This window comes from Pseudomonas wenzhouensis (assembly GCF_021029445.1).
GTDB lineage: Bacteria > Pseudomonadota > Gammaproteobacteria > Pseudomonadales > Pseudomonadaceae > Aquipseudomonas > Aquipseudomonas wenzhouensis.
Genome location: NZ_CP072610.1, coordinates 4,294,163 through 4,319,362 on the forward strand (window position 1 = coordinate 4,294,163; position 25,200 = coordinate 4,319,362).

Sequence of the window (25,200 nt, forward strand, 5' to 3'; positions counted from 1 at the left end):
CGCATGGTAGCGGAAATGCCCCCGCAACGGCACACGGGCCGACGCAATGGTTGCCGCCCCAGGCTCCGCTCGTTAGCCTGGAGATTCCGCCATAGGAGCAATGCGCATGTGCCTGATCGTCTTCGCCTGGCAGCCGGAAAGCCCGACGGTGCTGCGCCTGGCGGCCAACCGCGACGAGTTCTACGCGCGCCCCAGCGCTGCACTGGGCGAATGGCCGGATGCCCCTGGTGTCTTCGGCGGCCGCGATCTGCAAGCCGGGGGTACCTGGCTCGGCGTTACCGCCGAAGGCCGCTTCGCCGCACTGACCAATATCCGCGACCCCAGGCTGAAAGCCGGCCCGCGCTCACGCGGCGCCCTGACGACCGAGTATCTGCTGGGCCAGGCGTCAGCGCCGGCCTATCTCGACAGGATCATGCGCGACGCCGCCGACTATGCTGGCTTCAACCTGCTGTTGGGCGACCGCCAGCAGCTCTGGCATTTCAACTCCCGGGAAGGGCGGCCTCGACAACTACGCAGCGGCATCTACGGCATGTCCAACGCCAGCCTCGACACCCCCTGGCCGAAACTGCTGTACGCCAGAGAGGCGTTGCGCGAGCGCATCGAGGGTGTGGATGAGGACTTGCTCGAGCTGCTGAGCGACAACCGCCAACCGGCCGATCACCTGCTGCCGGACACCGGCGTAGGGCTGGCGACGGAGCGCTTGTTGTCGAGCGTGTTCATCGCCAGCGCAACCTATGGCACCCGCGCCAGCACGGTGTTGAACCTTGAGCAGAGTGGCGACTGGAATATCACCGAACGCAGTTTCGGCGCTCATGGCGCCGTACTCGGCGAGGTCGCGTTACGCCGGTAGGGAAAAGGCGATGGCTGCTGGTGTGATCGGACGTGATCGCCGACAAGCCGGCGCCTACAGGTCTGGTTGCGGCGTTTATTCGGCATCGTAGGATGGGTAGAGCAACGCGAAACCCGTCAGCCGATCCCGGGTTTCGCTGGGCTCAACCCAGGCTACATGAGGGGCGCACCAGCATGCGCGCTAGGCGAATCAGGCCTGAATATTCGACGCCGGGTTGATCACCCGGCCCAGCCCCAGGTTGCGCAGCGCCAGGTGCAGGGTGCTGTAGATCAGGTGCGGGTTGTCCATGGTCATCACCTGGCCCAACAGTTCCTTGGCCTTGCTCTGGGTGATCTGGCGCAGCAGCCACTTCACCTTGGGCAGGTTGGTGGCGTTCATCGACAGCGAATCGAAGCCCATGGCCAGCAACAACACGGCAGCAGCAGGGTCGCCGGCCATCTCGCCACAGATACTCACCGGTTTGCCTTCGAGGTGAGCGTCGTTGACCACCTTCTGCAGGGCTTGCAGCACCGCCGGATGGAGGAAGTCGTAGAGGTCGGCCACACGCGGATTGTTGCGATCGACCGCCAGCAGGTACTGGGTCAGGTCGTTGGAGCCGACCGAAAGGAAGTCCACCTGCCGCGCCAGCTCACGGGTCTGGTACACCGCCGCCGGAATCTCGATCATCATGCCAATCGGTGGCAGCGGCACGTCGATACCTTCATCGCGGACTTCGCCCCAGGCACGGTGAATCAGGTGCAAGGCTTCTTCCAGCTCCTGAATGCCGGAAATCATCGGCAGCAGGATGCGCAGATTGTTCAGCCCCTCGCTGGCCTTGAGCATGGCGCGGGTCTGTACCAGGAAGATTTCCGGGTGGTCGAGGGTGACGCGAATGCCGCGCCAGCCGAGAAAGGGGTTCTGCTCCTTGATCGGGAAGTAGGACAGCGCCTTGTCGCCACCGATGTCCAGGGTGCGCATGGTCACCGGTAGCGGATGGAAGGCCTGCAATTGCTCGCGGTAAGTAGCGAGCTGTTCCTTCTCACTGGGAAAGCGTTCGTTGATCATGAACGGCACTTCGGTGCGGTACAGACCAACGCCCTCGGCGCCACGCTGCTGAGCGCGTGCAACGTCGGCAAGCAGGCCAGTGTTGACCCACAGCGGCATGCGATGACCATCGAGCGTCTCGCAGGGCAGCGCGCGCAGCGCATCGAGCCCTTCGGTCAGCTGACGCTCCTCCTCGACCACCTCTGCATACTGCTTGCTCAGCAGTTCACTGGGGTTGGTGAAGACTTCGCCGTGGTAGCCATCGACAATCAGTTTGATGCCGTCGATCTTCGAATACGGCAGATCGACCACGCCCATCACCGTGGGAATACCCATGGCGCGGGCGAAAATCGCCACGTGGGAGTTGCCAGAACCGGTCACCGAGATCAGACCGACCAGCTTGCCTTCCGGCACTTCGCCGAGCATCGCCGGCGACAGCTCCTCGCTGACCAGGATGGTGTTATCCGGGTAGACCAGCGTGGTTTTGCGTTCTTCCTGCAGGTAAGCAAGCAGGCGCCGACCGAGGTCGCGCACATCGGAGGCGCGCTCGCGCAGGTAAGCGTCATCCATCAGCTCGAAACGATTGACGTGGTCGAGCACCACCTGGCGCAGGGCGCCCTGCGCCCACTGGCCGGTGCGGATGATCTTGCGCACCTCGTTACCCAGTGCGGCGTCCTCAAGCATCATCAGGTACACGTCGAACAGTGCGCGCTCTTCCTTGCGCAGTTGCGTGGCGAGCTTCTCGGACAGCTCCTGCATGTCCTCACGCACCCAGCCCAGCGCCTTGTCGAACAGCTCCAGCTCAGCGGCGATGTCATCGACGCGGCGGTCTGGCACTACATTGAGATCGGCCGGGGGCAGCACCACGACAGCGGTACCGACCGCTGCCCCCGGCGCACCCGGCACGCCGATGAACTTGGCCTCCTGTACGCCTTTGCCCTGGCGCCCCAGACCGCGAATCGAGCCGGTTGCCTCGGCATGGGCGATCACCCCGGCGAGCTGCGCGCTCATGGTGACCAGGAAGGCTTCTTCGCCTTCGTCGAATTGACGCCGCTCCTTCTGCTGCACGACGAGTACGCCCATCACGCGGCGGTGGTGGATGATCGGTGCACCGAGGAAGGAGGCGTAGCGCTCCTCGCCAGTCTCGGCGAAGTAGCGGTAGCGCGGGTGGCTGGCGGCGTCTTCGAGGTTCAGCGGCTCTTCACGGCTCCCCACCAGGCCGACCAGGCCTTCGCTGGGCGCCATGCTGACCTTGCCGATGGAGCGCTTGTTGAGGCCGTCGGTGGCCATCAACACGAAGCGGTTGGTTTCCGGGTCCAGCAGATAGACCGAGCAGACCTGGCTGCCCATCGCTTCTTTTACACGCTGCACAATGATCGACAGCGCCGCCTTGAGATCCTTGGCCGCGTTCACTTCCTGGACGATCTTGCGCAGCGTATTGAGCATGCTCGATTGGAGTCCGTATCAGTCGCGCACTATCAGGCGCGGGGCGAGTTCCTTGAGCGCACGGCGGTAGACCTCGCGCTTGAATGTGACCACCTGGCCCAGCGGGTACCAGTAGCTGACCCAGCGCCAGCCGTCGAATTCAGGCTTACCGGTCAGGTCCATACGCACGCGGTCTTCGGCTCCGGTCAGGCGCAGCAGAAACCACTTCTGTTTCTGCCCGATGCACAGCGGCTGGCTGTGGGTACGCACCAGACGCTGCGGCAAACGATAACGCAACCAGCCGCGGGTGCAGGCGAGAATCTTCACATCCTGCTCTTCGAGGCCAACCTCTTCATTCAGTTCACGGTAAAGCGCCTCTTCCGGCGACTCACGGTCATTGATGCCACCCTGGGGAAACTGCCACGCATCCTGGTTGATACGCCTGGCCCAGAGCACCTGGCCGACATCATTGGTCAGGATGATGCCGACATTCGGGCGGAAACCATCAGAATCGATCACGGCAAGCAACCTCGTACACGCAAGTTCCGGCATTGTTCCACAAAGCCGGCGACAGCAGCAACGCGGGTTTAGGCGCTGTTTGAAAGCCCCGGCAAAGCGGCTATTCTGGCGCGCCTTCACTTTCTACAGACAGGTAACGAACCGTGCGCTTGGCCCTTTTCGATCTCGACAACACCCTGCTGGCTGGCGACAGCGATCACAGTTGGGGCGAATTCGTCTGCCAGCGCGGCCTGGTCGACGCAGCCGAGTACCTGGCGCGCAACGATGCCTTCTATGCCGATTACTGCGCCGGCAAGCTGGACGTGGTGGCTTATCAGAATTTCAGTCAGGCCATTCTCGGCCGCCACGACATGGCGCAACTGGCGCAGTGGCACCGCGAGTTCATGGCCGAGGTGATCGAGCCGATCATTCTGGCCAAGGGCGAGGCACTGCTGGCCGAGCACCGAGCCGCAGGTGACAAGCTGGTGATCATCACTGCTACCAACCGTTTCGTCACCGCGCCCATCGCCGAACGCCTGGGCGTGGACACGCTGATCGCTACCGAATGCGGCATGCAGGATGGTCGCTATACCGGGCAGATCACCGGTACGCCGTGCTATCAGGCTGGCAAGGTGACGCGCCTGAACGAATGGCTGGCTGAAACGGGGTACAACCTCGATGGTGCCTACTTCTACAGCGACTCACGCAATGACCTGCCGCTGCTTGAGGCCGTGGCCAACCCGGTAGCAGTCGACCCGGACGAGGTGCTGCGCGCCACCGCCACCGAGCGCGGCTGGCCGGTGATTTCGCTGCGCTGAGAGGCGATAGGGTTTGGCAGTCGAGATTAATCGAACCACAAGCCCTCTCCCGCCCTTCGGGCACCCTCTCCCGGCGGGAGAGGGTCATCAGAAGCCGCTCTGCGGCTGCTTTAAGTGGGCTTGGCGCCCATCAGCGCCATGATGGCGATCAAGAGCAGCAGAATCAGCCCGGCATAAATCAGGCACAGGCGCTTGAGCGCTGTCGGTGCCGGCGTATCACCCAGCGCACGCCAGGCCGCCAGGCGACCGGCCAGCAGCAAGCCCAGCAGCATCATCACGCCATAAAGAATGCTGCCCAGCAGCAGCCAGGTCTGTCCCAGTGGCCAGCCGGCGGTGTCCACCAGCCAGTAGCCGGTAACCGGCAGGCTCAGCGCCAGCACGGCAAATGCTGGGAAGCTGAACAGCAGGGTCACGCGCAGCTTGCGCGCCAGCACCGTCGCATCTCCACCGCGCTGCGCCTTGAACAGCATGACGCCATGGGCGATCAGGCCGAGCAGCAGCAACACGCCCGGGGCGCTGTGGAGGATGCGAACCAGCAGGTAGTGTTCCATCGTGGTTTCCTTTTATTCGGCGATTAAGTAGGGCGGGGGCAACCCGCCAGAACGCGGCGGCGGGTTACACCCGCCCTACCCGTGCTCAGCCGAGAAACAGCTTGTAGGCCGGATTCTCGCTTTCATCCCAGTAGGGATAACCGATGGCATCCAGCGCCGCCGGCACCAGATGGCGTTCGTCCGCCGGCACCTGCAGGGCGGCCAGCACGCGGCCATCGGCAGCGCCGTGGTTGCGGTAGTGGAACATCGAGATGTTCCAGCGCCCACCCAGCTTCTGCAGGAAGTTGAACAGTGCACCCGGCCGCTCGGGGAATTCGAAGCGCAGCACCATCTCGTCATCGACGCCAGCAGCATGGCCACCGACCATGTGGCGGATATGCAGCTTGGCCAGCTCGTTGTCGGTCAGATCCAGCACCGGGAAGCCTTGGCTACGCAGGCCCTCGACCAGCGCAGCACGCGGATCATTCTCCGGATGGGTCTGCACGCCAACAAAGATATGCGCCTCGCCTTCGCTGTGATAGCGGTAGTTGAATTCGGTGATCTGGCGCTTGCCCACCGCCTCGCAGAAGGCCTTGAAGCTGCCCGGCTGCTCGGGGATGGTCACGGCGATGATCGCCTCGCGCTTCTCGCCCAGCTCGGCGCGCTCGGCTACATGGCGCAGGCGGTCGAAGTTGACGTTGGCGCCGGAATCGATGCCCACCAGCACTTCGCCGTTGGCGCCCTGGCGCTCGACGTACTTCTTGACCCCGGCCACCGCCAGCGCGCCGGCCGGCTCAGTGATCGAACGGGTATCGTCGTAGATGTCCTTGATCGCCGCGCAGATCTCGTCAGTGCTGACGGTGATCACCTCGTCGACGTGATGCTTGCAGATATCGAAGGTGTGCTGGCCGATCTGCGCCACAGCCACGCCATCGGCGAACAGCCCGACGGTCGGCAGTACCACGCGCTCACCCGCCGCCATCGCCTGCTGCAGGCAGTTGGAGTCGTCCGGCTCAACGCCAATCACCTTGATTTCCGGGCGCAGGTATTTCACATACGCGGCGATGCCGGCGATCAGGCCGCCGCCACCGACCGGGACGAAGATGGCGTCGATGTGGCCCTGGTGCTGGCGTAGCACCTCCATGGCCACGGTGCCCTGGCCGGCGATCACCAGCGGATCATCGTACGGGTGGATGTAGGTGTAGCCCTTCTCCTCCACCAGTTTCAGCGAATGTGCCAGCGCCTCGGGGAAGGCATCGCCGTGCAGCACCACCTTGCCACCGCGCGAACGCACGCCCTGCACCTTCAGTTCCGGCGTGGTGCGCGGCATGACGATTGTCGCCTTCACCCCCAGGTGCTTGGCCGCCAACGCCAGACCCTGCGCATGGTTGCCGGCCGAGGCGGTGACCACGCCGCGCGCCAGCTCTTCAGCGGACAGTTGCGCCAGCTTGTTGTAGGCGCCGCGAATCTTGAACGAGTACACCGGCTGCAGATCCTCGCGCTTGAGCAGAATCTGGCTACCCAGCCGCTCACTGAGCTGACGGGCAGGTTGCAGCGGGGTTTCCACCGCGACGTCGTAGACGCGCGAGGTGAGGATCTTCTTCACGTACTGTTGGAGCATGGTGATTTCGCAGGCATTCGGGCTTTGAGGGACTGCCGAGTCTACCCCAGCGCCGCGCCGGGCGACCATACGAAACACGCGGGCTTTGCCCCGTCTGCCGCTCACTTGCGGCTATAATTCGCGCCTTGTTCCCCCATTTTCCCAGGCACTTCCCCGCGATGAACCAGGATCAACTGAAACAGGCCGTGGCCCAGGCCGCCGTCGACCACATTCTCCCGCGCCTCGACAGCAAGAGCATCGTCGGCGTCGGCACCGGCTCCACCGCCAACTTCTTCATCGACGCGCTGGCCAAGCACAAGATGGACTTCGACGGCGCAGTCGCCAGCTCCGAAGCCACCGCAGCCCGCCTGAAAGGCCATGGCATCCCGGTGTACGACCTCAACAGCACCGCCGAGCTGGAGTTCTATGTCGACGGCGCCGACGAGAGCGACGAGCGCCTGCACCTGATCAAGGGCGGTGGCGCCGCGCTGACCCGCGAGAAGATCGTCGCTGCCGTAGCCAAGACCTTCATCTGCATCGCCGATGCCAGCAAGCTGGTGCCGGTGCTGGGCGCCTTCCCACTGCCGGTGGAAGTCATCCCCATGGCACGCAGCCATGTGGCCCGCGAGCTGGTGAAACTGGGCGGCGACCCGGTGTACCGCGAAGGTGTGCTGACCGATAACGGCAACGTCATCCTCGACGTGCACAACCTGTCGATCACTGACCCGGTGAAGCTGGAAGCGGACATCAACGCCATCGTCGGCGTGGTCACCAACGGCCTGTTCGCCGCCCGCCCGGCCGACCTGCTGCTGCTGGGCACCGCCGACGGTGTAAAAACGCTCAAGCGCTGAATCTGTGACCGGTACATCTTGTGGGAGGCGCTTCAGCGGCGATTGTCGCGGCTGAAGCCCCTCCCACAGAGTCCGTTGTTCCAACCACTCGGGTTTGCGCAGCCACCGTAGCCCGGATGCAATCCGGGGCAGACTCAGCGCAATTCCCGGATTGCATCCGAACTACGGAGCGCCGCCTACTCGAGCAGGCGGCGCAGTTCCTCGCTGATCGGCATGGGTTGAAAGGCACTGACCCGCGCCCGCCCGGTGTTGCCGACGGGCACCCAGATGCGCGAGAACAGCAGCGCCGCCGGGATGCGCAGCATTTGTCCCAGCACCTCGCGCAGATCGCCCTGTTGCCAGCCGGCGCGCAGCATCAGCCAATGCGAACGGGCATGCAGCCAGGGACGCCGCTGGGTAAGGATGTGCGCCCGCTCCAGCCAGACCAATGCTTCGGCGCTGCGGCGAGCATGCAGTTCTTGTTGCGCCTGAGCGAAAGCCTCGTCGATGGCGACTTGAAGTTTCATGTTCATCTCGCCCTCCTTCATTTGCGCAACAAGCGCAGGCCGTTGAACACCACCATCAGGCTCACGCCCATGTCGGCGAATACGGCCATCCACATGGTCGCCTCACCGGCAAGCGTCAGGGCCAGGAAGATCGCCTTGATGCCCAGAGCCAGGACGATGTTCTGCAGCAGAATGGCGTGAGTCTGCCGCGACAGACGCACGAAGGCCGGAATCTTGCGCAAATCATCGTCCATCAATGCCACGTCAGCGGTCTCGATGGCGGTATCGGTACCGGCGGCGCCCATGGCGAAGCCGATTTCGGCCCTGGCCAGCGCTGGGGCATCGTTGATGCCATCGCCGACCATACCGACCACCTTGCCTTGCGCCTGGCGTGCCTCGACCCAGGCCAGCTTGTCCGCCGGCAGCAGGTCACCGCGCGCTTCATCGACACCGACCTGTTCAGCGATGGCCGCCGCAGTGTGGGCGTTGTCGCCGCTCAGCATGCAGGTGCGCACACCCAGCTCATGCAGTTCGGCGACCGCCTCGCGGCTGTTCTGCCGCACCGTGTCGGCGACGGCGAAAAGCATCAGCGCGCGCTGTTCGTCACACAGCACCACCACGCTCTTGCCCTGGCGTTCCAGCGCCTCCAGGCGCTCTTCCAACTGCACAGAGCAGAGCCCGAGTTCCTCGATCAGGCGATGGTTGCCTAGATAGAGCAGCGTGCCATCGACCACGCCCTTGGTGCCGCGCCCGGGCAGCGCCTCGAAATCCGCCACATCGCGTAATGCCCGGCCCCGCTCCGCTGCATGCTGAGCCAGCGCCAGGGAAACCGGGTGATCCGACCGCGCGGCCAGGCTCGCCGCCCAGATGGCGTGGCTGGGCTCTTCCATGCCCAGCAGATTGAGGCTGTCGGTCTGCACCGGCTTGCCATGGGTCAGCGTGCCGGTCTTGTCCAGCGCCAGCAACGCCAGATTCCGGCCGTTCTCCAGATAGACGCCGCCCTTGATCAGGATGCCCTTGCGCGCAGCCGCTGCCAGGCCGCTGACGATGGTCACCGGGGTGGAGATCACCAGCGCACAGGGGCAGGCCACCACCAGCAGCACCAGGGCGCGGTAGACCCAGTCGAGCCAGGCACCGCCGATGACCAGCGGCGGCACCACGGCCACCGCCAGGGCGAAGGCGAACACCAGTGGCGTGTAGATGCGCGAGAACTGATCGACGAAACGCTGGGTCGGCGCGCGCGAGCCCTGCGCCTCCTCCACCGCATGGATGATGCGCGCCAGCGTGGTGTCGCGCGCCGCAGCGATGACAGAAAACTCCAGCGAACCGGCTTCGTTGATGGTGCCCGCGAAGACCGGATCACCCACGTGCTTTTCCACTGGCAGGCTTTCCCCGGTGATCGGCGCCTGGTTGACCGTCGAGCTGCCACCCACCACCTCGCCATCAAGGCTGATGCGTTCGCCCGGACGCACCCGCACCAGGGCCCCCGGACTGATGCTCTGCACATCGACGTCCTGCCAACTGCCGTCGGCCTGACGGACCGTGGCGCGCGGCGGGGCAAGATCCATCAGGCTACGGATGGCAGTGCGCGCCCGCTCCAGCGAACGCGCTTCGATCAGCTCAGCGAGGGTGAACAGCACCATCACCATCGCCGCTTCCGGCCACTGGCCAATCAGCACCGCACCGGTTACAGCGATGCTCATCAGCGCATTGATATTGAGGTTGCGATTCTTCAGGGCGATCCAGCCCTTCCTGTAGGTGTTCAGCCCGCACAGACCGATGGCGACGAGCGCCAGCACGGCCACCAGCCAATCCGCTCCCAGCCCGCCGAAGTGCACCACCTCCGAAGCGCTGGCCACCGCAGCGGCCAGGGCCAGCGGCCACCAGGGCTTGCTCGCAGGTGTGGCGAGCGGCTGTTGTGCCGCCTCTTCGTCCTCGACTTGCGGGGTGAATCCCAGTGCGCTGATGGCCGGCAGTACCCGATCCAGCGCGCCCTGCTCATGACTGACAGTGAGCACGCGCTGCAGCAGGTTGAACTGCAGGCCCACCACGCCCGGCAGACGGCCCAGTGCATCACGGATCAGGCGCTCTTCCGTGGGACAGTCCATCTGCTCGATGCGGATGCGGGTATTCAGCGCCCCGCTCAACGACTCAGCCACAGGCACATGCCCGGCATGCGCGTGGCGCGCAGGTGGCTGTTCGTACGAATGATCACAGCAACGGCTCATGGCAATCTCCAACTATTGGCTGTTGCCGAGTACACACCCTGTAGCCACTATAGGGTCAAGCACCTGCGGAGGCGATTGCATGAAAATCGGAGAACTGGCGAAAAAGGCCGGTTGCCAGGTAGAGACCGTGCGTTACTACGAACGCGAAGGCCTGCTGCCGGCACCTGCGCGCAGCGAAGGCAACTACCGCCTGTACGGCGCCGCGCACCTGGAGCGGCTGGTATTCATCCGCAATTGCCGCACGCTGGACATGACCCTGGAAGAGATCCAGTGCCTGCTGGCCCTGCGCGATCTGCCCCATGAGAGCTGCGCGGGTGTCAACAGCCTGGTGGACGAACATATCGAACACGTCGAAGCCCGCATCAACAGCCTGCTGGCTCTGCGCGAGCAACTCAGCGAGCTGCGTGACCGCTGCCACGGCCCGCAGGAAGCGGAGGACTGCGGCATCCTGCGCCAGCTCAACGTCAGCGGTGGCGTGCAGGCACTACCCGATGATGGCCATAACCATGTCGGCAAGAGCCACTCGCATTGATGGTCTACGCTTGCTGAACATCGCTGCGGCATACCGCCGGGCGCTCAGGGAGCAATGAACATGCCTGGAAAGTTCGAGCTGAAAAAGGCCAAAGACGGCCAGTTCCATTTCAACCTGCTGGCCTCCAATGGCCAGGTCATCCTCAGCAGCGAGATGTACAAGGCCAGGGACTCGGCCCTGAACGGCATCGAGTCGGTAAAGAAGAACTCACAGCGTGACGGCGCCTTTCAGACCAAGACCTCGGGCAGCGACAAACATTACTTCCTGCTCATGGCCAGCAACGGCCAGGTAGTCGGGCAGAGCCAGATGTATGCAAGCGCCGCCGGCTGCAAGAGCGGTATCGAGTCGGTACAGAAGCATGCGCCCGATGCTCAAACGGATGACCAGACGAGTTAGTCGCCCTGCTTCCTGAATACATAGAACAGGTTCGGCTCGCTGATCAGGTACAGGTTGCCTGCATCGTCGCTTGCCACCCCTTCGGCCTGTGGCACGCTGCGCCGCAGGCCATGCTGGCCGCGCAATAGTGACAGGGTGCTAACCGGCTTGCCCTCGGCATTGAGTTCGATCACCAGGCGCGACTCGTCCGATAGCGCCAGCAGATGCCCGGTGACAGCATCGAAGTCCAGACTGGAAAGGTCACGCACGAACAGCCGCGCATCGCGCTTGGGGTCGGTATTGACCTCCAGCGCCAGCGGCCTGCTCTCGTCAACGTGGGGGAAGCCCAGTACTTCGAAGATACGCACCGGATCGCGCTCCTTGGCCACCAGCAGGCGTTGGTTAGCCGCGTCATAGGCCAGGCCTTCGAAACCCTTGTTGCCATTGAGCCCTATGCCCAGGGAGAGCTGCTGGAAATCGGCCGCGTCGATGACGCGGCTGTCGTCTTCGATCAGCACCTTGACCAGGCGCTGCTCGCGCTCATCGGCAATCACGTAGGTGCCGGGCGCTATGTACTCGATGGCTTCGGGGTCGCCAAACCCTTCAAGATCGATGGTGCGCAGGAGATCACCCTGCAAACTGATTTCGATCACCTTGGCCGGCTTGTTGGTGACGCTGAACAGGCTGCGCCGATCCGGGTCATAGGTCAGCGCCGACACATCACTGATATTGCCGATGGGCTTGGCCTCGATGGCTACGCGGTAATCGGCCAGCCAGAGCGAACGCTCGCGCCACTGCTCACCATGCTGCCATTCGGTCACGCCGAACCAGGCGCGTTCGAACAGGCGATTTTGCTGGCCCAACACGGCGCCCAGCAACAACACGAAGAACAACAGATAGAGCCAGGGGTTGATGGAAAGCAGACGGCGCATGGTGATTTTCTCTGACTACCACGAAAAAGCCCGCCACGTGATGGCCGTGGCGGGCGGGGGCACAAGCCTGATCAGTTGACCAGTTCGACGCGATCGACATCGATCTCGCGGCTGTTGAAGTCCTTGTCGACTTCGCCGCTCAGACGCACCTTGGCGGTTTCCGAGACAGCCTGACCCGGCCAGTCTTCGTCATCGATTTCCACCTGGATGGTGCCGGTGGCGTCCTTGAACTCATAGAGCTCGTCCTGCAGGCGCTTGACGATCTGGCCTTCCAGCACGACATGGGTATCGTCGGCAGCTTCCAGCGCAGCGGCTACGGTGGTGACCTGCGGGGTGGCACCCGGGCCGGTGTAGCCAGTAGCGAAAGCAGCGGTGCTGAGCAGCGGCAGAACCATCAGAGCGAGAGCGGTACGTTTCATGGTGTGAACCTCGTTGTTCGTAAGTGACGGGGTCAGATTAGTGCCGCTAGCTGAAGCCAGACTGAATCGCGGCTTAAGCCAACCTGAATCCGCCACCCTGCTCAACCGGCATCCGCTTGTACCTTGCTGAAGACGTAGAACAGATTGGGCTCGGCAACGATGTAGATGTTGCCCTGCTCGTCCATCGCCACGCCTTCGGCCTTCTGGATGCCACTGTCCAGGCCGTTGAGACCGCCGAGCAGGCTGAGAAAGCTGACTGGCCGGCCGGCGCGATCAATCTCCAGCAGCATGCGTGATTCGTCGGACAGCACCAGTGCATGGCCGGTACGCGCATCGATACTCAACGAAGAAATATCGCGTATGCCCAGGTTGCCGTAGCCAAACGGCTGCATCACCCCGGCGGCGCCGTCTTCACCAGGGAAAGGCAGGCTGAACAAACCCATCGGGCTGCGCTCCTTGCCCAGCATCAGGCTGCTGCTGCGTGCATCCCAGGCAAGGGCCTCGAAGCCCTTGTTGCCCGCATCGGCAAAGCCCAGGTCAAAACCGGGGTAATCGGCCGCATCCAGCTCCAGGTCGCCGTCATGCAGGGTAAAGGTGGTGAGCTGACGCCTGCGCTCATCGACGATGGCCATGCGCCCGTCGCTCATCACCTCCACCGCTTCCGGATCAGCGAAGCCCTTGAGCTGGATGCGCCGCAATACCTCGCCCTCACGGGACAACTCCACCAGCAGAGGATGCTTGCCGGTCACGGTAAACAAGGTGCCGGTAGCCGGGTTGTAGGTGAGGCCGGAGGTTTCGTCCTGCTCCAGACCGTTCAGGGCCTTGGCCTGGATCACGGCGCGGTAACCCGGCAGCCAGATGCTGGCCAGACGCTCGACCAAGGGCGTCGAGCGTTCCTGCAACCAGAGCTGGGCGCGATCATCCCAATGCTGGGTCAGGGTCAATGTGCCGAGGGTGACGGCTGCCAGGGCAGGCAGCCAGTAACGGGGGCGGCGAAGCGTGCGAAGAACAGTGGACATCGGCGACAACTCGGCTGCGTAATGGCAATCCGACATCCATTGTCAGGGGTAGTTCCGCCATCCGCTGGATGGCGGCAGGTATCAGCGCGGGATAAGGCTTACACCACGCGACTGCTGAAGCGGCTGTGACCGACCAGCTCCAGCACCAACTCGTCGCCCTTGTTCAGCGCACCCACGCCGACCGGCGTACCGGTGAGAATCACGTCGCCCGGCTGCAGGGCAAAGTGCCCGGCCATGTGCTGGATCATCGACACGATGGGGTTGAGCATGTCGCGGCTGTTGCCGTCCTGGCGGGTTTCGCCATTGATCACCAGGCGAATGCCGATATCAGCCAGGTCCTCGATGGCATCACCCGGCACGAAAGGCGCCAGCACGCAGGCACCGTCGAAGCTCTTGGCGATTTCCCAGGGATAGCCCTTCTCCTTGAGCCTGGCCTGCACGTCGCGCAGGGTCAGGTCGAGCGCCGGCGCGAAACCGCTGATGGCGTCACGTACTTCTTCGGCATCCGGCTTTTTCGACAGTGGCTTGCCGATCAGCACGGCGATTTCCGCCTCGTAATGCACCGAGCCGCGATCCTCGGGGATGACAAAGCCACCCTCGAGCGGCACCACGCAGGAACCGGGTTTGATGAACAGCAGCGGCTCGGTGGGCACCGGGTTGTTCAGTTCGGCGGCATGCTCGGCGTAGTTGCGGCCGATGCAGACGACCTTGCCGAGGGGGAAGTGGACGGTGGTACCGTCGACGTACTGGTGCTGATAGCTCATCACCGACTCCTGTGTTGTTCGTATTGTGGGCATGGCGGCTTGTGGCCGGTGCCGTACCTTAACCGACACATGGCCGGATACGAAAACGCCCGCTGTCAGGCGGGCGTCTGCGATCAGGCGAAGATCTTGCCGGGGTTCATGATGCCGTTGGGGTCGAACACCGCCTTGATCGCTTTCATGCAGGCGATTTCTTCTGGCGAACGGCTGTAGTGCAGGTAGTCGCGCTTGGTCATGCCCACACCATGCTCGGCACTGATCGAGCCGTTGTATTTCTGCACGGTCTCGAATACCCACTGGTTGACTACCGCGCACTTGGCGAAGAACTCGTCCTTGGACAGGTTCTCGGGCTTGAGGATATTCAGGTGCAGGTTGCCGTCACCGATATGACCGAACCAGACCACCTCGAAATCCGGGTAGTTGGCCTCGACGATGGCGTCGATATCCTTGAGGAAGGCCGGTACCTGGCTGACAGTGACGGAGATGTCGTTCTTGTATGGCGTCCAGTGGCTGATGGTTTCGGAGATGTATTCGCGCAGCTTCCACAGGTTCTGCAGCTGCTGTTCGCTCTGGCTCATCACGCCATCGACCACCCAGCCCTGCTCGACGCAATGCTCGAAGGTTTCCAGCGCCTGGTTGGCCACTTCCTCGGTGCTAGCTTCGAATTCCAGCAGCGCATAGAAGGGGCATTCGCTTTCGAAGGGTGCGGGGACGTCGCCACGGCCGAGCACCTTGGCCAGCGCCTTGTCGGAGAAGAACTCGAACGCGGTCAGGTCGAGCTTGCTCTGGAAGGCATGCAGCACCGGCATGATCGAATCGAAATCCGCCGTGCCGAGCACCATGGCGGTGAGGTTCTTCGGCGCGCGATCCAGACGCATGGTCGCCTCGACCACGAACCCCAGGGTGCCCTCGGCACCGATGAACAGCTGGCGCAGGTCATAGCCGGTGGCGTTCTTGATCAGGTCCTTGTTCAGCTCCAGCAATTCGCCGGTGCCGGTCACGACCTTCAGACCAGCGACCCAATTACGGGTCATGCCGTAGCGAATGACCTTGATACCGCCGGCATTGGTGCCGATATTGCCGCCAATCTGGCTGGAGCCGCTGGAGGCGAAATCCACCGGGTAATACAGTCCCTTCTCTTCGGCGAACAATTGCAGCTGCTTGGTCACCACGCCCGGCTGGCAGACTACGGTGCGGTCGTATTCGTTGAACGAGAGAATCTGGTTCATGTAGTCGAACGCCACCACCACTTCGCCATTGGCCGCGACCGCAGCCGCCGACAAACCGGTTCGGCCACCGGACGGCACCAGGGCGACCTTGTGCGCATTGGCCCAGCGCACGATGGCCTGCACCTGCTCGATGGTCTTGGGGAAGACGATGGCACAGGGCGCCGGGGCGAAATGCTTGGTCCAGTCCTTGCCGTAGGTGTCCAGGGAATCGGCGTCGGTCAGCACCTTGCCGGGTTCAACCAGGGTCTTCAGCTCTTCGATCTGGGCGGAGGTGGTCATCTACGGAACTCTCAAAGGATTCATGGTCGCCCTGAGAACCATTCAGGTCGCAACCGAGCATTGAAAAAGACGAACATGCTAGCATACGCACCCCGTGAATCGAGCCATGCAGCGATCTGCGGGCGCTGGCTGAGCTTCTCAGCCCTTCCCTGACAACATCCCGTGGGACACAGGTACTCCGATGAGCAAGACCTCTCTGGAAAAGAGCAAGATCAAGTTCCTTCTTCTCGAAGGCGTGCACCAGAACGCCGTAGACACGCTGAAGGCCGCCGGTTACACCAACATCGAGTACCTCAAGACCGCTCTGTCGGGCGATGAGCTGAAAGCGAAGATCGCCGACGCTCACTTCATCGGCATCCGCTCGCGCACCCAGCTGACGGCTGACGTCTTCGACTGCGCGAAGAAACTGGTCGCCGTCGGCTGCTTCTGCATCGGCACCAACCAGGTCGATCTGGACGCTGCCCGCGAGCGCGGTATCGCCGTGTTCAACGCGCCCTATTCCAACACCCGCTCGGTGGCCGAACTGGTGCTGGCCGAAGCCATCCTGCTGCTGCGCGGCATCCCCGAGAAGAACGCCTCCTGCCATCGCGGTGGCTGGATCAAGTCGGCGGCCAACTCCTTCGAAATCCGTGGCAAGAAGCTGGGCATCATCGGCTACGGCTCGATCGGCACCCAGCTCTCGGTGCTGGCCGAAGCCCTGGGCATGCAGGTCTACTTCTACGACACGGTGACCAAGCTGCCGCTGGGCAACGCCACGCAGATCGGCAACCTGCACGAACTGCTGGGCCTGTGCGATATCGTCTCGCTGCACGTACCGGAGCTGCCGTCGACCCAGTGGATGATCGGTGAGAAGGAAATCCGCGCCATGAAGAAGGGCGCCATCCTGATCAACGCCGCCCGTGGCACCGTGGTCGAGCTGGATCATCTGGCCCAGGCGATCAAGGACGAGCACCTGATCGGCGCGGCCATCGACGTGTTCCCGGTCGAGCCCAAGTCCAACGACGACATCTTCGAGAGCCCGCTGCGCGGCCTGGATCGCGTGATCCTCACCCCGCACATCGGTGGCTCCACCGCTGAAGCCCAGGCCAACATCGGCCTGGAAGTCGCCGAGAAGCTGGTCAAGTACAGCGACAACGGCACCTCGGTATCCTCGGTCAACTTCCCCGAGGTGGCCCTGCCGGCACACGCGGGCAAACACCGTCTGCTGCACATCCACGCCAACATTCCGGGCGTGATGAGCGAGATCAACAAGGTGTTCGCCGACAATGGCATCAACATTTCCGGCCAGTTCCTGCAGACCAATGACAAGGTCGGCTACGTGGTGATCGACGTCGACGCCGAGTACTCGGATCTGGCGCTGGAGAAGCTGCAGCACGTCAACGGCACCATCCGCAGCCGCGTCCTGTTCTAAGCCGGAGCGGCTGCGCGTCGGCGATTCGACGCTGGGAACGACCTCGGAGATGCTACTTCGCTCGCCTCGGTCGCTCCCGCCTTGTCTCGCTCTGGCTCGCGAGCCCCGGAGTTATGCAGCAATTAACAAAGGGAGGCTTCGGCCTCCCTTTGTTCATTTCACAGGATGCGCCGCGCGCATCACCCTGCTACCTCAATCTCGCTCCAGCCGTGTCAATTCGGCTGCGGCTTCGTCCAGCTGCAGTTCGTTGAACACCTTCACGCCAGCGCGTTTCAGCAGGGCAGCGGTGACGCCCTCGCCCGCCACGCGCACACCGCTGAAGCTGCCATCGTAATTTTCCAGATTGCCGCACGACGGGCTGCGCGCCTTGAGCAGGGCCAGGCCAATACCGTGCTCCCGCACCAGGGCCAGCGCCTGCTGCGCACCCGCGACGAAGGCATCGGTGACGTCGGCGCCATCGACAGTCAGCACGGGTAAACGCCCATCCAATACCAGCGCGCCCTGCCCACCCGCGATCTCGGCAGGCGGCCGGGGCGTCGGCAGGCCGCCGGCTACCTCCGGGCACAGGGCGACCACTCGCCCTTCATCCAGCCACTGCTGCAGCAGATCGAAGGGCCCATGCGCTCCGCCGTCATAGCGCACGCGATGGCCCAGCAGGCAACGGCTGACGAGGATTTTCTGCACAGTCAGAACGGCCCCTCGCCGCGCCGCCGGAACCACCCCGTCAGCGACAGGCGCTCGCGCGTGGCCGGCAACACTTCATGCGGCATGTCGGCGGAGAGGAACAAGGCCAGGGTGCCGGCCCGTGGCAGCACATCATGCTCGCGGCCATCGGCCAGATACAGGCGCAGCGCACCGCCCTGCTCGGGTTGCCAGTCATCGTTGAGGTAGAACACTGCCGAGACGGTGCGCCGGTCGTCATCACGAAACCGATCGAGGTGGCGTTGATAGAACGCGCCCGGTGCGTAACAGGCGAAGTGACACTCGTAGTCTTCAAGGCCCAGGTAAAGCGTGCGATTGAGCGCCTGGCGCAGATCGTCCATGTGCTGCAGATACTGGTCACAGGCAGCACTCTGACCAGGCTCCAGCCACTGGATACGGTCACCGCGAATGCCTTCCTGCACCTGCTGCGCGCCGCCACGGCCGACGCTGGCGGCATTCAGCGCGCCGCTGTGCGCACGTTTGCGGCACTCGGCGGCCAGTTCGCGGGTCAGAACCTCGGGGGCGAACAACGCCCGTTGCGACCAGCCCTGATTGGCAAGATCGTCGATAAGGCTGGCAAAGAGGTCGTGCTGGCTGGATTCGGTCATGGGGCAATTGTATCAGTGGCCCGTCGTGACTCGACAAGCCTCCACCGGCCACCGAAAATAGCCGGCCGCAGCAGCCTGCGGTCGGTCAGGAAAGTTTGCCAAGGAGTTTTCGATGCGCGTTCTGTTTGCCCTGTTGCTGATTGGCCTGACCTTGCCGACTTTCGCCGATGACCACCTGCGCCTGTATCAGACGGCTGGCTGGCCGCAACAGCGTGAACATTTCAATCAGGCGCTCGACGCCGCCCAGCAGCGTTACCGCAGCACCCTGCCGCCGGCGGTCTTCCAGGCTCTGGTGGACAACAGCAATCGTCGCTTCGCCGCCGCAGCCATCGACCAGCGCGCGCAACACAGCCTGCGCATGCAACTGGCCGACCCGCAGCCGGCGCTGGCCTTCTTCGAGTCCGAACTGGGGCGCAAGATCGTCGCCGCCGAGACGCTGGCCACCCGTAGCGACCAATTGGCCAAGTACGCCAACGGTCTGCCACGCACCGATGCCGATGCCACCCGGCGCCTGCTGATTCGCCACCTGGCCCAGGCCATTCCGGCCAAGGAGGCCGGGGCTGAAGTCAGCCTGGCGCTGGCCGGCGTGGCTGCTGACAGCCTCAGCCAGATGATGCCCGGCCTGCTTGGCGGCGGTCAGGCTCAAGGGCTGCTCAATGGCCAGCGTGAGCGCCTGATGGCGCAGATCGAGCAAGACCTCGACAACACCCTGCTGCACGTCTACCGCGACCTCAGCAACCCCGAGCTGGAGCAGTTCGTCGAGTTCGCCCAGTCCGACGCCGGCAAAGCCTATTACCAGGCTGCCCTTGAGGCACTGCGCGCAGGTCTTGCAGTAGGCATGAGCAGCAACGAGCTGGCGCCGGCGCCGCAGGGCATCTGACAGCCTGTAGCCTGGGTTGAGCGCAGCGAAACCCAGGGCCATTTGATTAATGCCCGTCAGTTAAGCATCGACGCTGCGAATGTGTAGGAGCGGCGCCCCGCCGCGAACCAGGGCGATGCGCAATTGAAAAGCTTCGCCCCGGGGCGGGGCTCCTACGAAAGGCCGCTTTTGCAACCTTATCTGATCGGTATTGGGCCATCTGCTGGGTTTTGCGTTGCTCGCCCCACCTAAGATGCTCCTTGGCGCCGGCAGAGGCTACGCCAGTCGCTCGCGCAGAAAGTCGAAATAATGCTTACGCAACGCTGCGTTCTCGTTCGCCAGGTGATGGCGGGCGTCTGCCAATCGCAGGATCTGCGGCTGATGGAACTTGTCCTGCAGGACTTCGAGGTTGTGGCGCCAGTCCACGGTCATGTCCGCCTCACCCTGAATGATCAGCGGGCTGTGCCGGCTGCGCCCGGCTGCCTCGATACGCGGCACCCACTGGCTCAGCGCGCCGACCCAGGCCGTCGGCAGGCTGCGCGGCTGCAGCGGATCGAGGTTGTGCACGAAGTCGATAAAGGTGGCGTCGCTGGAGTTTTCACTGAAACGCCGGGGGATCTCGCGGACGAAGGGGCTGAGCAGGCGATAGCTGAGCTTCGACCAGCCCCAGGAGCGTGGCCGCACCAGCGGCGCCAGCAGGATGCTCTGGCCCAGTTCCGGACGCCGACCATCGGCAAGCAGATAATCCAGCAGGATCGCCCCGCCCGTACTCTGCCCACACAGGTGCCAGGGCTGCGGCAGCCCCAGTTCGCTAGCCTGTTCGAACAGGCCCGCGAGCACCTGCTGATACTCGGCAAAATCTCCGATGCTGGCGCGCGCGCCGCTGGACAGACCGTGTCCCGGCAGGTCGCAGGCGAGCATGGCAAAATTCATGCTCAGCGCCCAGTCAACCACATGTCGGTACAGGCCCATATGGTCGTAATAGCCATGCAGCAACAGCAGGGTGCCCTGCGGCTCGGCCGGCGCCCACAGCTGTACGGCAATCTGGTAGCCCGCGGCATTGAAACTGCCGAGGCGGTTATCCAGCCCGGTAAAACGTGCTCCCAGATCGAAACCATAGAAGCTGCGATACGCCTGCAACGCCGGTAAATCCAGGTGCGCTGCGGCCAAGGGTCGCAGCAGTGGGCGTAACTGGTCGGGTTGAAACGGCTCTGACATAGGGTTTTCCATCGGCTGCAAGGGCTGGCGGACACTTCCCGCGACAACGCCTCGAATGCTGCGATATTCAGCCGCCAGGGGCATCGTGGCAAGCTACACACCCTTTTCTGCCTGGCTCGATCATGCTCCGCCTGTCCCGCAAGAACCTGCTCATCACCCTGCTCACCCTGGCTTGCCTGGTGGCTCTGACGCTGGCCTACCGCTGGTTCGAGACGCGCTACCTGCGCACCTTCGACGAGCGTGCAGCGGTGTTCTCCGGCGCCGAGCTGCAATTGCCCGCCGCCCTGAGCGGCCCCGGCGCGATCCGCCTGGTGCACTTCTGGGACCCGGCCTGCCCATGCAATGTCGGCAACCAGCAGCACCTGGCCGAACTGATCGCACACTATGCGCCGCAAGGCGTGCAGTTTCATGTCGTGCGCAAGCCCGGCAGCCAGGGCCGCCTGCCAGCCGAACTGGCCGCATTGCAAGTCATCGACGAGCTGCCCGGCAGCGCCAAACTGCCGGCCAGCCCGGCCGTGGCGATCTGGGACAAACAAGGCCAGCTGGCCTATTTCGGCCCCTACAGCGAAGGGCTGGTGTGCAACTCGAGCAACAGTTTCATCGAACCCATACTCGAAGCGCTGGCGGCCGGGCGCAAGGTGGATGCCAGCAACACCCTGGCCGTGGGCTGCTTCTGCCAATGGGCTGAAACCGACAGCGAATGACTCCGTAGATACTGTTATCTGGCGCAAGCGACATGGAGTTCGGGGTCGAACTTTCGTCCGGACTTCAGCACGCCAAAGGCCACATGCACGAGTTTGCGCATCATGGCACCGATGATGACTTTGGCTGGCTTGCCGTTACCGGCAAGCCGGTCACGATAGCGACGCCCCCAGTCGGTTCTGTACAGAGCCACCATCGCGGGCATGTACAGCGCACTGCGCAGCCGTGAGTGACCGACCTTGGACATCCGCGGCTTGCCCCTGACGCTGCTGCCAGACTCATACGCACGCACGCTCAAGCCGGCAAAGGCAACGAATTGGCGCGCCTTGTCGAAGCGTTCTCCTCCCAGGCCGTAGGCCAATAGAACGGATAAGGTGCGTTCCCCAAGACCAGGGATGGAGATCAGCAGCTCACGCTTGCCTCGTAACGTCGGGTCATCATCAAGCGTCTGGGATATCTGCAGTTCAATACGCTTGATCTCTTCGTCGAGCCATTGCAGGTGCTTGTCCAGACTTTCACGCACCGAGTCACGGGCCGACTCGATCCGGTTCTTTTCCTCGGTGCGCATGGTCACTAGGCCTTGAAGGCGCAGTACCAGCGCTTTTAACCGCTGCTCCGAAAGTGATGGAGCAACCCAAAGGGCAGGTTGTCGTTGCCGACAATAATCAGCCAACGCCTTTGCATCGATTGCATCAGTCTTGCTACGCAGACCCAGCGATTGAGCATGGGCTTTGGCCAGGGCTGGATTGATGACACTGACGCGATGCCCCGCATTGGCCAGATGTACAGCCACTGCCTCCCAGTAGATGCCCGTAGCCTCCATACAGATGTGCACTGTTGCTTGGGCGTGCTGATCGATCCAAGCGCACAACCCGACAAACCCTTCGGGGTTATTGGCGAAGACCTTGTTCTTGAATTTTGCACCCAGCATCAGGGCGCAATCGATTTTCTTCTTGGATATGTCGATTCCCAGAGGGATGAAGTCAAAAGAGCTCATGGCTTGCGCGATCCACCTTGTGAATGCTGACTCACGGCTTGGCCGGGTCGAAGATACTGTCCGATCTCTGGCAAGTTAAAGCAGGCAAACCGGTGCGAAATCTACATCACGGCCTTGTCGCCAAGGGTGGATACGGCATCCGGGTGCCTTGTGCTCAAGAGCGACTTGAGCAAAAACAAAATACAAGGGTGGGTTAGCGACGGCCGAGGCAAATCGGACAGGCGCCGCGCAGCTAGCAGGCCGTTGAAAAACTCGGCTTCAACTGCCCCAACCCGTCCGGTTTGGCGCTTTTTCAAGCGCTTTGGCCTAACGGAGTCCACACAAGGCCTGACTTCAGGCCTTTTTGACAGGTTTCAGCACCACGTTCACGCCTTTCGGCGTTTTTTGGGCGTAACTCGCCCTATACATGCGATCCTCGCCACCAACCCGACAGGCTACCCAGTCGGATCAGGTTGTAGACCGAGAAACCCAGCAATAACTGAGCACTCAGCTTGGCGCGACCGATCAGCTTGGTCTTGCGCAGGCCGCCAACCGTCTTCAGCCAGCCAAAACCTTCTTCGATCCGCTTGCGGATCTTCTGGCTGGCGGCATACCCCGGATGCCGCGTGGTGCGCCCATCGATGGCGCTGCCCTTGCGCTTCTGCGCCACATGCGGTGTCACTTTCAGCTCGCGCGCCCTCTGCACGAAACGCTTCTGGTCGTAATTCTTGTCTGCACCTACCGTGCTGCCCGGCTTGGCCGTGCGCTCCAGCATCTCCAGCGCCGCCTCTACCTCGGCACGTCCATTGAACTCGGTGCATTCCACATCCACGATCAGACCGTTGCGGTGCTCCATCATCGTGTGGGCCATGTGCGCCAGACGACTGGCATCGCCATTGCTCTTGCGCGCCAGCCGGGCCTCGGGATCGCTGGTCGATTGGTGGGTCGCGTTGCTGCGCTTCTCGCCCTTGAAGTCGGCATCGGGGTTGCGCGTGCCATCCTCCGGTGGGTCGCCGCCATCCTTCTTGATAAAGGACTTGTGCGAGGCCCAGGCGTCGATCAGCGTGCCATCGACGCTGAAATGCTCGTTGCTGGCGTACTCGGACCATGCGGCCAGCGACTTGATGCGCTGGAAGAACAGCCGCGCTACATCCTGGTTGAACAAGCGGTCACGGTTCTGGCTGAAGGTCGAGTGATCCCACATGCGCTCGTCCATCGACAAGCCGACGAACCAGCGAAACAGCAGGTTGAAATCAATCTGCTCGACCAACTGCCGCTCGGAGCGAATGGTGTAAATCACCTGCAGCAACGAGGCGCGCAGCAGCCGCTCCGGCGCAATCGAGGCCCGTCCCAGGGTGGAGTACAGCCCGTCGAAGTCCCGATCCATCGAAGCCAGAACGGTATCGACCAGGCCTCGCAGGGGACGCAGCGGGTGATCGTTCGGGATGCGCTGCTCCAGCGTCGTATAACTGAACAGCTCGTTTTGTTTGAGGTCGAGTCCACGCATCGGCTTGGGCTGGCTTCGGCAGAAGAGGATGGCCGCCATTTTGCCAGAGCCACGCGGGCTCTGGCTTTTTTCAACGGCCTGCTAGTGCGTCGCGTAACCCACCAGGCGGTAGATCGCGTTGCGCCGGCGGTGGGTTACACCGCAGCTAATAAAGCGAGTCGACTGATAAGCGCGACAGGCGGCTAACCCACCCTTGTATTTTGTTTTTGCTCAAGTCGCTCTTGAGCACAAGGCACCCGGATGCCGTATCCACCCTTGGCGACAAGGCCGTGATGTAGATTTCGCACCGGTTTGCCTGCTTTAACTTGCCAGAGATCGGACAGTATCTTCGACCCGGCCAAGCCGTGAGTCAGCATTCACAAGGTGGATCGCGCAAGCCATGAGCTCTTTTGACTTCATCCCTCTGGGAATCGACATATCCAAGAAGAAAATCGATTGCGCCCTGATGCTGGGTGCAAAATTCAAGAACAAGGTCTTCGCCAATAACCCCGAAGGGTTTGTCGGGTTGTGCGCTTGGATCGATCAGCACGCCCAAGCAACAGTGCACATCTGTATGGAGGCTACGGGCATCTACTGGGAGGCAGTGGCTGTACATCTGGCCAATGCGGGGCATCGCGTCAGTGTCATCAATCCAGCCCTGGCCAAAGCCCATGCTCAATCGCTGGGTCTGCGTAGCAAGACTGATGCAATCGATGCAAAGGCGTTGGCTGATTATTGTCGGCAACGACAACCTGCCCTTTGGGTTGCTCCATCACTTTCGGAGCAGCGGTTAAAAGCGCTGGTACTGCGCCTTCAAGGCCTAGTGACCATGCGCACCGAGGAAAAGAACCGGATCGAGTCGGCCCGTGACTCGGTGCGTGAAAGTCTGGACAAGCACCTGCAATGGCTCGACGAAGAGATCAAGCGTATTGAACTGCAGATATCCCAGACGCTTGATGATGACCCGACGTTACGAGGCAAGCGTGAGCTGCTGATCTCCATCCCTGGTCTTGGGGAACGCACCTTATCCGTTCTATTGGCCTACGGCCTGGGAGGAGAACGCTTCGACAAGGCGCGCCAATTCGTTGCCTTTGCCGGCTTGAGCGTGCGTGCGTATGAGTCTGGCAGCAGCGTCAGGGGCAAGCCGCGGATGTCCAAGGTCGGTCACTCACGGCTGCGCAGTGCGCTGTACATGCCCGCGATGGTGGCTCTGTACAGAACCGACTGGGGGCGTCGCTATCGTGACCGGCTTGCCGGTAACGGCAAGCCAGCCAAAGTCATCATCGGTGCCATGATGCGCAAACTCGTGCATGTGGCCTTTGGCGTGCTGAAGTCCGGACGAAAGTTCGACCCCGAACTCCATGTCGCTTGCGCCAGATAACAG

25 protein-coding genes are annotated in these 25,200 nt (G+C 62.8%); 9 read left to right on the plus strand and 16 right to left on the minus strand.

All coding sequences use genetic code 11. The features are described from left to right. Positions 1-106: 106 nt before the first annotated feature. Entirely contained in the window at positions 107-850 is a 744-nt protein-coding gene (locus J7655_RS20015) for an NRDE family protein (RefSeq protein ID WP_230925907.1), read from the plus strand. Between the two features lie 189 nt (positions 851-1,039). Here J7655_RS20015 and ptsP read toward each other — a convergent pair whose 3' ends face one another. After that, entirely contained in the window at positions 1,040-3,319 is a 2,280-nt protein-coding gene (gene ptsP, locus J7655_RS20020; protein WP_230925908.1) for a phosphoenolpyruvate--protein phosphotransferase, read from the minus strand. Between the two features lie 18 nt (positions 3,320-3,337). Beyond that, positions 3,338-3,817: an RNA pyrophosphohydrolase gene (locus J7655_RS20025; RefSeq protein ID WP_004373919.1), complete on the minus strand. Its 480-nt coding sequence runs from the start codon at positions 3,815-3,817 to the stop codon at positions 3,338-3,340. A gap of 143 nt (positions 3,818-3,960) precedes the next feature. On the opposite strand from J7655_RS20025, the gene J7655_RS20030 reads away from it, so the two are divergent. Beyond that, positions 3,961-4,614 carry a histidinol-phosphatase gene (locus tag J7655_RS20030; protein WP_230925909.1) on the plus strand — a complete coding sequence of 218 codons (654 nt, stop codon included), beginning with the start codon at positions 3,961-3,963 and terminating at the stop codon, positions 4,612-4,614. 110 nt (positions 4,615-4,724) lie between these two features. Here J7655_RS20030 and J7655_RS20035 read toward each other — a convergent pair whose 3' ends face one another. After that, positions 4,725-5,165 (minus strand): DUF2269 family protein, encoded by a 441-nt coding sequence (locus tag J7655_RS20035; RefSeq protein ID WP_230925910.1) that lies wholly within the window; start codon positions 5,163-5,165, stop codon positions 4,725-4,727. Between the two features lie 85 nt (positions 5,166-5,250). Further along, positions 5,251-6,834 (minus strand): threonine ammonia-lyase, biosynthetic, encoded by a 1,584-nt coding sequence (gene ilvA, locus J7655_RS20040; protein WP_420850958.1) that lies wholly within the window; start codon positions 6,832-6,834, stop codon positions 5,251-5,253. Between the two features lie 89 nt (positions 6,835-6,923). Between ilvA and rpiA the strand changes: the two genes are divergently transcribed. Then, a complete protein-coding gene (gene rpiA, locus J7655_RS20045; protein ID WP_079782531.1) occupies positions 6,924-7,595 on the plus strand; it encodes a ribose-5-phosphate isomerase RpiA in 672 nt (223 codons plus the stop codon). A gap of 176 nt (positions 7,596-7,771) precedes the next feature. On the opposite strand, the gene J7655_RS20050 is transcribed toward rpiA, so the two are convergent. Together J7655_RS20050 and J7655_RS20055 are read right to left on the minus strand one after the other, a co-directional pair. After that, entirely contained in the window at positions 7,772-8,107 is a 336-nt protein-coding gene (locus tag J7655_RS20050; RefSeq protein ID WP_230925912.1) for a DUF3703 domain-containing protein, read from the minus strand. An 11-nt stretch (positions 8,108-8,118) separates the two neighbouring features. Beyond that, entirely contained in the window at positions 8,119-10,308 is a 2,190-nt protein-coding gene (locus tag J7655_RS20055; RefSeq protein ID WP_230925913.1) for a heavy metal translocating P-type ATPase, read from the minus strand. A gap of 79 nt (positions 10,309-10,387) precedes the next feature. On the opposite strand from J7655_RS20055, the gene cadR reads away from it, so the two are divergent. Together cadR and J7655_RS20065 are read left to right on the plus strand one after the other, a co-directional pair. Next, on the plus strand, positions 10,388-10,840 hold the full coding sequence (gene cadR, locus J7655_RS20060; RefSeq protein WP_230925914.1) for a Cd(II)/Pb(II)-responsive transcriptional regulator: 453 nt from the start codon (positions 10,388-10,390) through the stop codon (positions 10,838-10,840). A gap of 60 nt (positions 10,841-10,900) precedes the next feature. After that, positions 10,901-11,236: a YegP family protein gene (locus tag J7655_RS20065; protein WP_230925915.1), complete on the plus strand. Its 336-nt coding sequence runs from the start codon at positions 10,901-10,903 to the stop codon at positions 11,234-11,236. Here J7655_RS20065 and J7655_RS20070 read toward each other — a convergent pair. The 5 genes from J7655_RS20070 to J7655_RS20090 all read right to left on the minus strand — a co-directional run bounded on the left by J7655_RS20070 (position 11,233) and on the right by J7655_RS20090 (position 15,854). Then, positions 11,233-12,147 carry an SdiA-regulated domain-containing protein gene (locus J7655_RS20070; RefSeq protein WP_230925916.1) on the minus strand — a complete coding sequence of 305 codons (915 nt, stop codon included), beginning with the start codon at positions 12,145-12,147 and terminating at the stop codon, positions 11,233-11,235. The genes J7655_RS20065 and J7655_RS20070 overlap by 4 nt on opposite strands. Positions 12,148-12,218: 71 nt before the next feature. Then, the gene (locus tag J7655_RS20075; protein WP_230925917.1) at positions 12,219-12,566 is read right to left on the minus strand and encodes a NirD/YgiW/YdeI family stress tolerance protein; all 348 of its coding nucleotides are present in this window, start codon (positions 12,564-12,566) and stop codon (positions 12,219-12,221) included. 101 nt (positions 12,567-12,667) lie between these two features. Continuing rightward, positions 12,668-13,585 (minus strand): SdiA-regulated domain-containing protein, encoded by a 918-nt coding sequence (locus J7655_RS20080; protein WP_230925918.1) that lies wholly within the window; start codon positions 13,583-13,585, stop codon positions 12,668-12,670. A gap of 98 nt (positions 13,586-13,683) precedes the next feature. Beyond that, positions 13,684-14,349 (minus strand): fumarylacetoacetate hydrolase family protein, encoded by a 666-nt coding sequence (locus J7655_RS20085; RefSeq protein WP_230925919.1) that lies wholly within the window; start codon positions 14,347-14,349, stop codon positions 13,684-13,686. 113 nt (positions 14,350-14,462) lie between these two features. Continuing rightward, a complete protein-coding gene (locus tag J7655_RS20090) occupies positions 14,463-15,854 on the minus strand; it encodes an FAD-binding oxidoreductase (RefSeq protein WP_230925920.1) in 1,392 nt (463 codons plus the stop codon). A 181-nt stretch (positions 15,855-16,035) separates the two neighbouring features. On the opposite strand from J7655_RS20090, the gene serA reads away from it, so the two are divergent. Continuing rightward, entirely contained in the window at positions 16,036-17,265 is a 1,230-nt protein-coding gene (serA, locus tag J7655_RS20095) for a phosphoglycerate dehydrogenase (RefSeq protein ID WP_169968940.1), read from the plus strand. Between the two features lie 192 nt (positions 17,266-17,457). Here the strand turns inward: serA and J7655_RS20100 are convergent, their stop codons facing one another. Together J7655_RS20100 and J7655_RS20105 are read right to left on the minus strand one after the other, a co-directional pair. After that, a complete protein-coding gene (locus J7655_RS20100) occupies positions 17,458-17,949 on the minus strand; it encodes a 2-thiouracil desulfurase family protein (protein ID WP_230925921.1) in 492 nt (163 codons plus the stop codon). 2 nt (positions 17,950-17,951) lie between these two features. Further along, the gene (locus J7655_RS20105) at positions 17,952-18,575 is read right to left on the minus strand and encodes a 2OG-Fe(II) oxygenase (protein WP_230925922.1); all 624 of its coding nucleotides are present in this window, start codon (positions 18,573-18,575) and stop codon (positions 17,952-17,954) included. 112 nt (positions 18,576-18,687) lie between these two features. Here J7655_RS20105 and J7655_RS20110 point away from each other — a divergent pair, with 112 nt between their 5' ends. Then, complete coding sequence (locus tag J7655_RS20110) at positions 18,688-19,455, plus strand: hypothetical protein (protein WP_230925923.1); 768 nt, start codon at positions 18,688-18,690, stop codon at positions 19,453-19,455. A 255-nt stretch (positions 19,456-19,710) separates the two neighbouring features. Here the strand turns inward: J7655_RS20110 and bipL are convergent, their stop codons facing one another. Beyond that, on the minus strand, positions 19,711-20,652 hold the full coding sequence (bipL, locus tag J7655_RS20115; protein ID WP_230925924.1) for a phospholipase BipL: 942 nt from the start codon (positions 20,650-20,652) through the stop codon (positions 19,711-19,713). Between the two features lie 122 nt (positions 20,653-20,774). Here bipL and J7655_RS20120 point away from each other — a divergent pair, with 122 nt between their 5' ends. After that, positions 20,775-21,356, plus strand: a complete 582-nt coding sequence (locus J7655_RS20120) for a DUF6436 domain-containing protein (protein ID WP_230925925.1) — start codon at positions 20,775-20,777, stop codon at positions 21,354-21,356. Positions 21,357-21,370: 14 nt separating this feature from the next. On the opposite strand, the gene J7655_RS20125 is transcribed toward J7655_RS20120, so the two are convergent. Both J7655_RS20125 and J7655_RS20130 read right to left on the minus strand, forming a co-directional pair. Further along, the gene (locus J7655_RS20125) at positions 21,371-22,351 is read right to left on the minus strand and encodes an IS110 family RNA-guided transposase (RefSeq protein WP_230925834.1); all 981 of its coding nucleotides are present in this window, start codon (positions 22,349-22,351) and stop codon (positions 21,371-21,373) included. 400 nt (positions 22,352-22,751) lie between these two features. Beyond that, a complete protein-coding gene (locus J7655_RS20130) occupies positions 22,752-23,837 on the minus strand; it encodes an IS5-like element ISPst12 family transposase (RefSeq protein ID WP_011913346.1) in 1,086 nt (361 codons plus the stop codon). Between the two features lie 379 nt (positions 23,838-24,216). Between J7655_RS20130 and J7655_RS20135 the strand changes: the two genes are divergently transcribed. Then, positions 24,217-25,197, plus strand: a complete 981-nt coding sequence (locus J7655_RS20135) for an IS110 family RNA-guided transposase (RefSeq protein ID WP_230925834.1) — start codon at positions 24,217-24,219, stop codon at positions 25,195-25,197. The last annotated feature ends 3 nt before the right edge of the window (positions 25,198-25,200 follow it).

Bases quoted from the DNA above. Each gene is read 5' to 3' on its own strand.
- J7655_RS20065 (WP_230925915.1), top strand. From the start codon at position 10,901: ATGCCTGGAAAGTTCGAGCTGAAAAAGGCCAAAGACGGCCAGTTCCAT.
- J7655_RS20105 (WP_230925922.1), bottom strand. From the start codon at position 18,575: ATGACCGAATCCAGCCAGCACGACCTCTTTGCCAGCCTTATCGACGAT.
- J7655_RS20125 (WP_230925834.1), bottom strand. From the start codon at position 22,351: ATGAGCTCTTTTGACTTCATCCCTCTGGGAATCGACATATCCAAGAAG.
- J7655_RS20015 (WP_230925907.1), top strand. From the start codon at position 107: ATGTGCCTGATCGTCTTCGCCTGGCAGCCGGAAAGCCCGACGGTGCTG.
- ilvA (WP_420850958.1), bottom strand. From the start codon at position 6,834: ATGGTCGCCCGGCGCGGCGCTGGGGTAGACTCGGCAGTCCCTCAAAGC.
- J7655_RS20035 (WP_230925910.1), bottom strand. From the start codon at position 5,165: ATGGAACACTACCTGCTGGTTCGCATCCTCCACAGCGCCCCGGGCGTG.
- J7655_RS20130 (WP_011913346.1), bottom strand. From the start codon at position 23,837: ATGCGTGGACTCGACCTCAAACAAAACGAGCTGTTCAGTTATACGACG.
- J7655_RS20080 (WP_230925918.1), bottom strand. From the start codon at position 13,585: ATGTCCACTGTTCTTCGCACGCTTCGCCGCCCCCGTTACTGGCTGCCT.
- cadR (WP_230925914.1), top strand. From the start codon at position 10,388: ATGAAAATCGGAGAACTGGCGAAAAAGGCCGGTTGCCAGGTAGAGACC.
- ptsP (WP_230925908.1), bottom strand. From the start codon at position 3,319: ATGCTCAATACGCTGCGCAAGATCGTCCAGGAAGTGAACGCGGCCAAG.
- J7655_RS20135 (WP_230925834.1), top strand. From the start codon at position 24,217: ATGAGCTCTTTTGACTTCATCCCTCTGGGAATCGACATATCCAAGAAG.
- rpiA (WP_079782531.1), top strand. From the start codon at position 6,924: ATGAACCAGGATCAACTGAAACAGGCCGTGGCCCAGGCCGCCGTCGAC.
- J7655_RS20075 (WP_230925917.1), bottom strand. From the start codon at position 12,566: ATGAAACGTACCGCTCTCGCTCTGATGGTTCTGCCGCTGCTCAGCACC.
- J7655_RS20070 (WP_230925916.1), bottom strand. From the start codon at position 12,147: ATGCGCCGTCTGCTTTCCATCAACCCCTGGCTCTATCTGTTGTTCTTC.
- J7655_RS20120 (WP_230925925.1), top strand. From the start codon at position 20,775: ATGCTCCGCCTGTCCCGCAAGAACCTGCTCATCACCCTGCTCACCCTG.
- bipL (WP_230925924.1), bottom strand. From the start codon at position 20,652: ATGTCAGAGCCGTTTCAACCCGACCAGTTACGCCCACTGCTGCGACCC.
- J7655_RS20110 (WP_230925923.1), top strand. From the start codon at position 18,688: ATGCGCGTTCTGTTTGCCCTGTTGCTGATTGGCCTGACCTTGCCGACT.
- J7655_RS20050 (WP_230925912.1), bottom strand. From the start codon at position 8,107: ATGAACATGAAACTTCAAGTCGCCATCGACGAGGCTTTCGCTCAGGCG.
- J7655_RS20090 (WP_230925920.1), bottom strand. From the start codon at position 15,854: ATGACCACCTCCGCCCAGATCGAAGAGCTGAAGACCCTGGTTGAACCC.
- serA (WP_169968940.1), top strand. From the start codon at position 16,036: ATGAGCAAGACCTCTCTGGAAAAGAGCAAGATCAAGTTCCTTCTTCTC.
- J7655_RS20085 (WP_230925919.1), bottom strand. From the start codon at position 14,349: ATGAGCTATCAGCACCAGTACGTCGACGGTACCACCGTCCACTTCCCC.
- J7655_RS20055 (WP_230925913.1), bottom strand. From the start codon at position 10,308: ATGAGCCGTTGCTGTGATCATTCGTACGAACAGCCACCTGCGCGCCAC.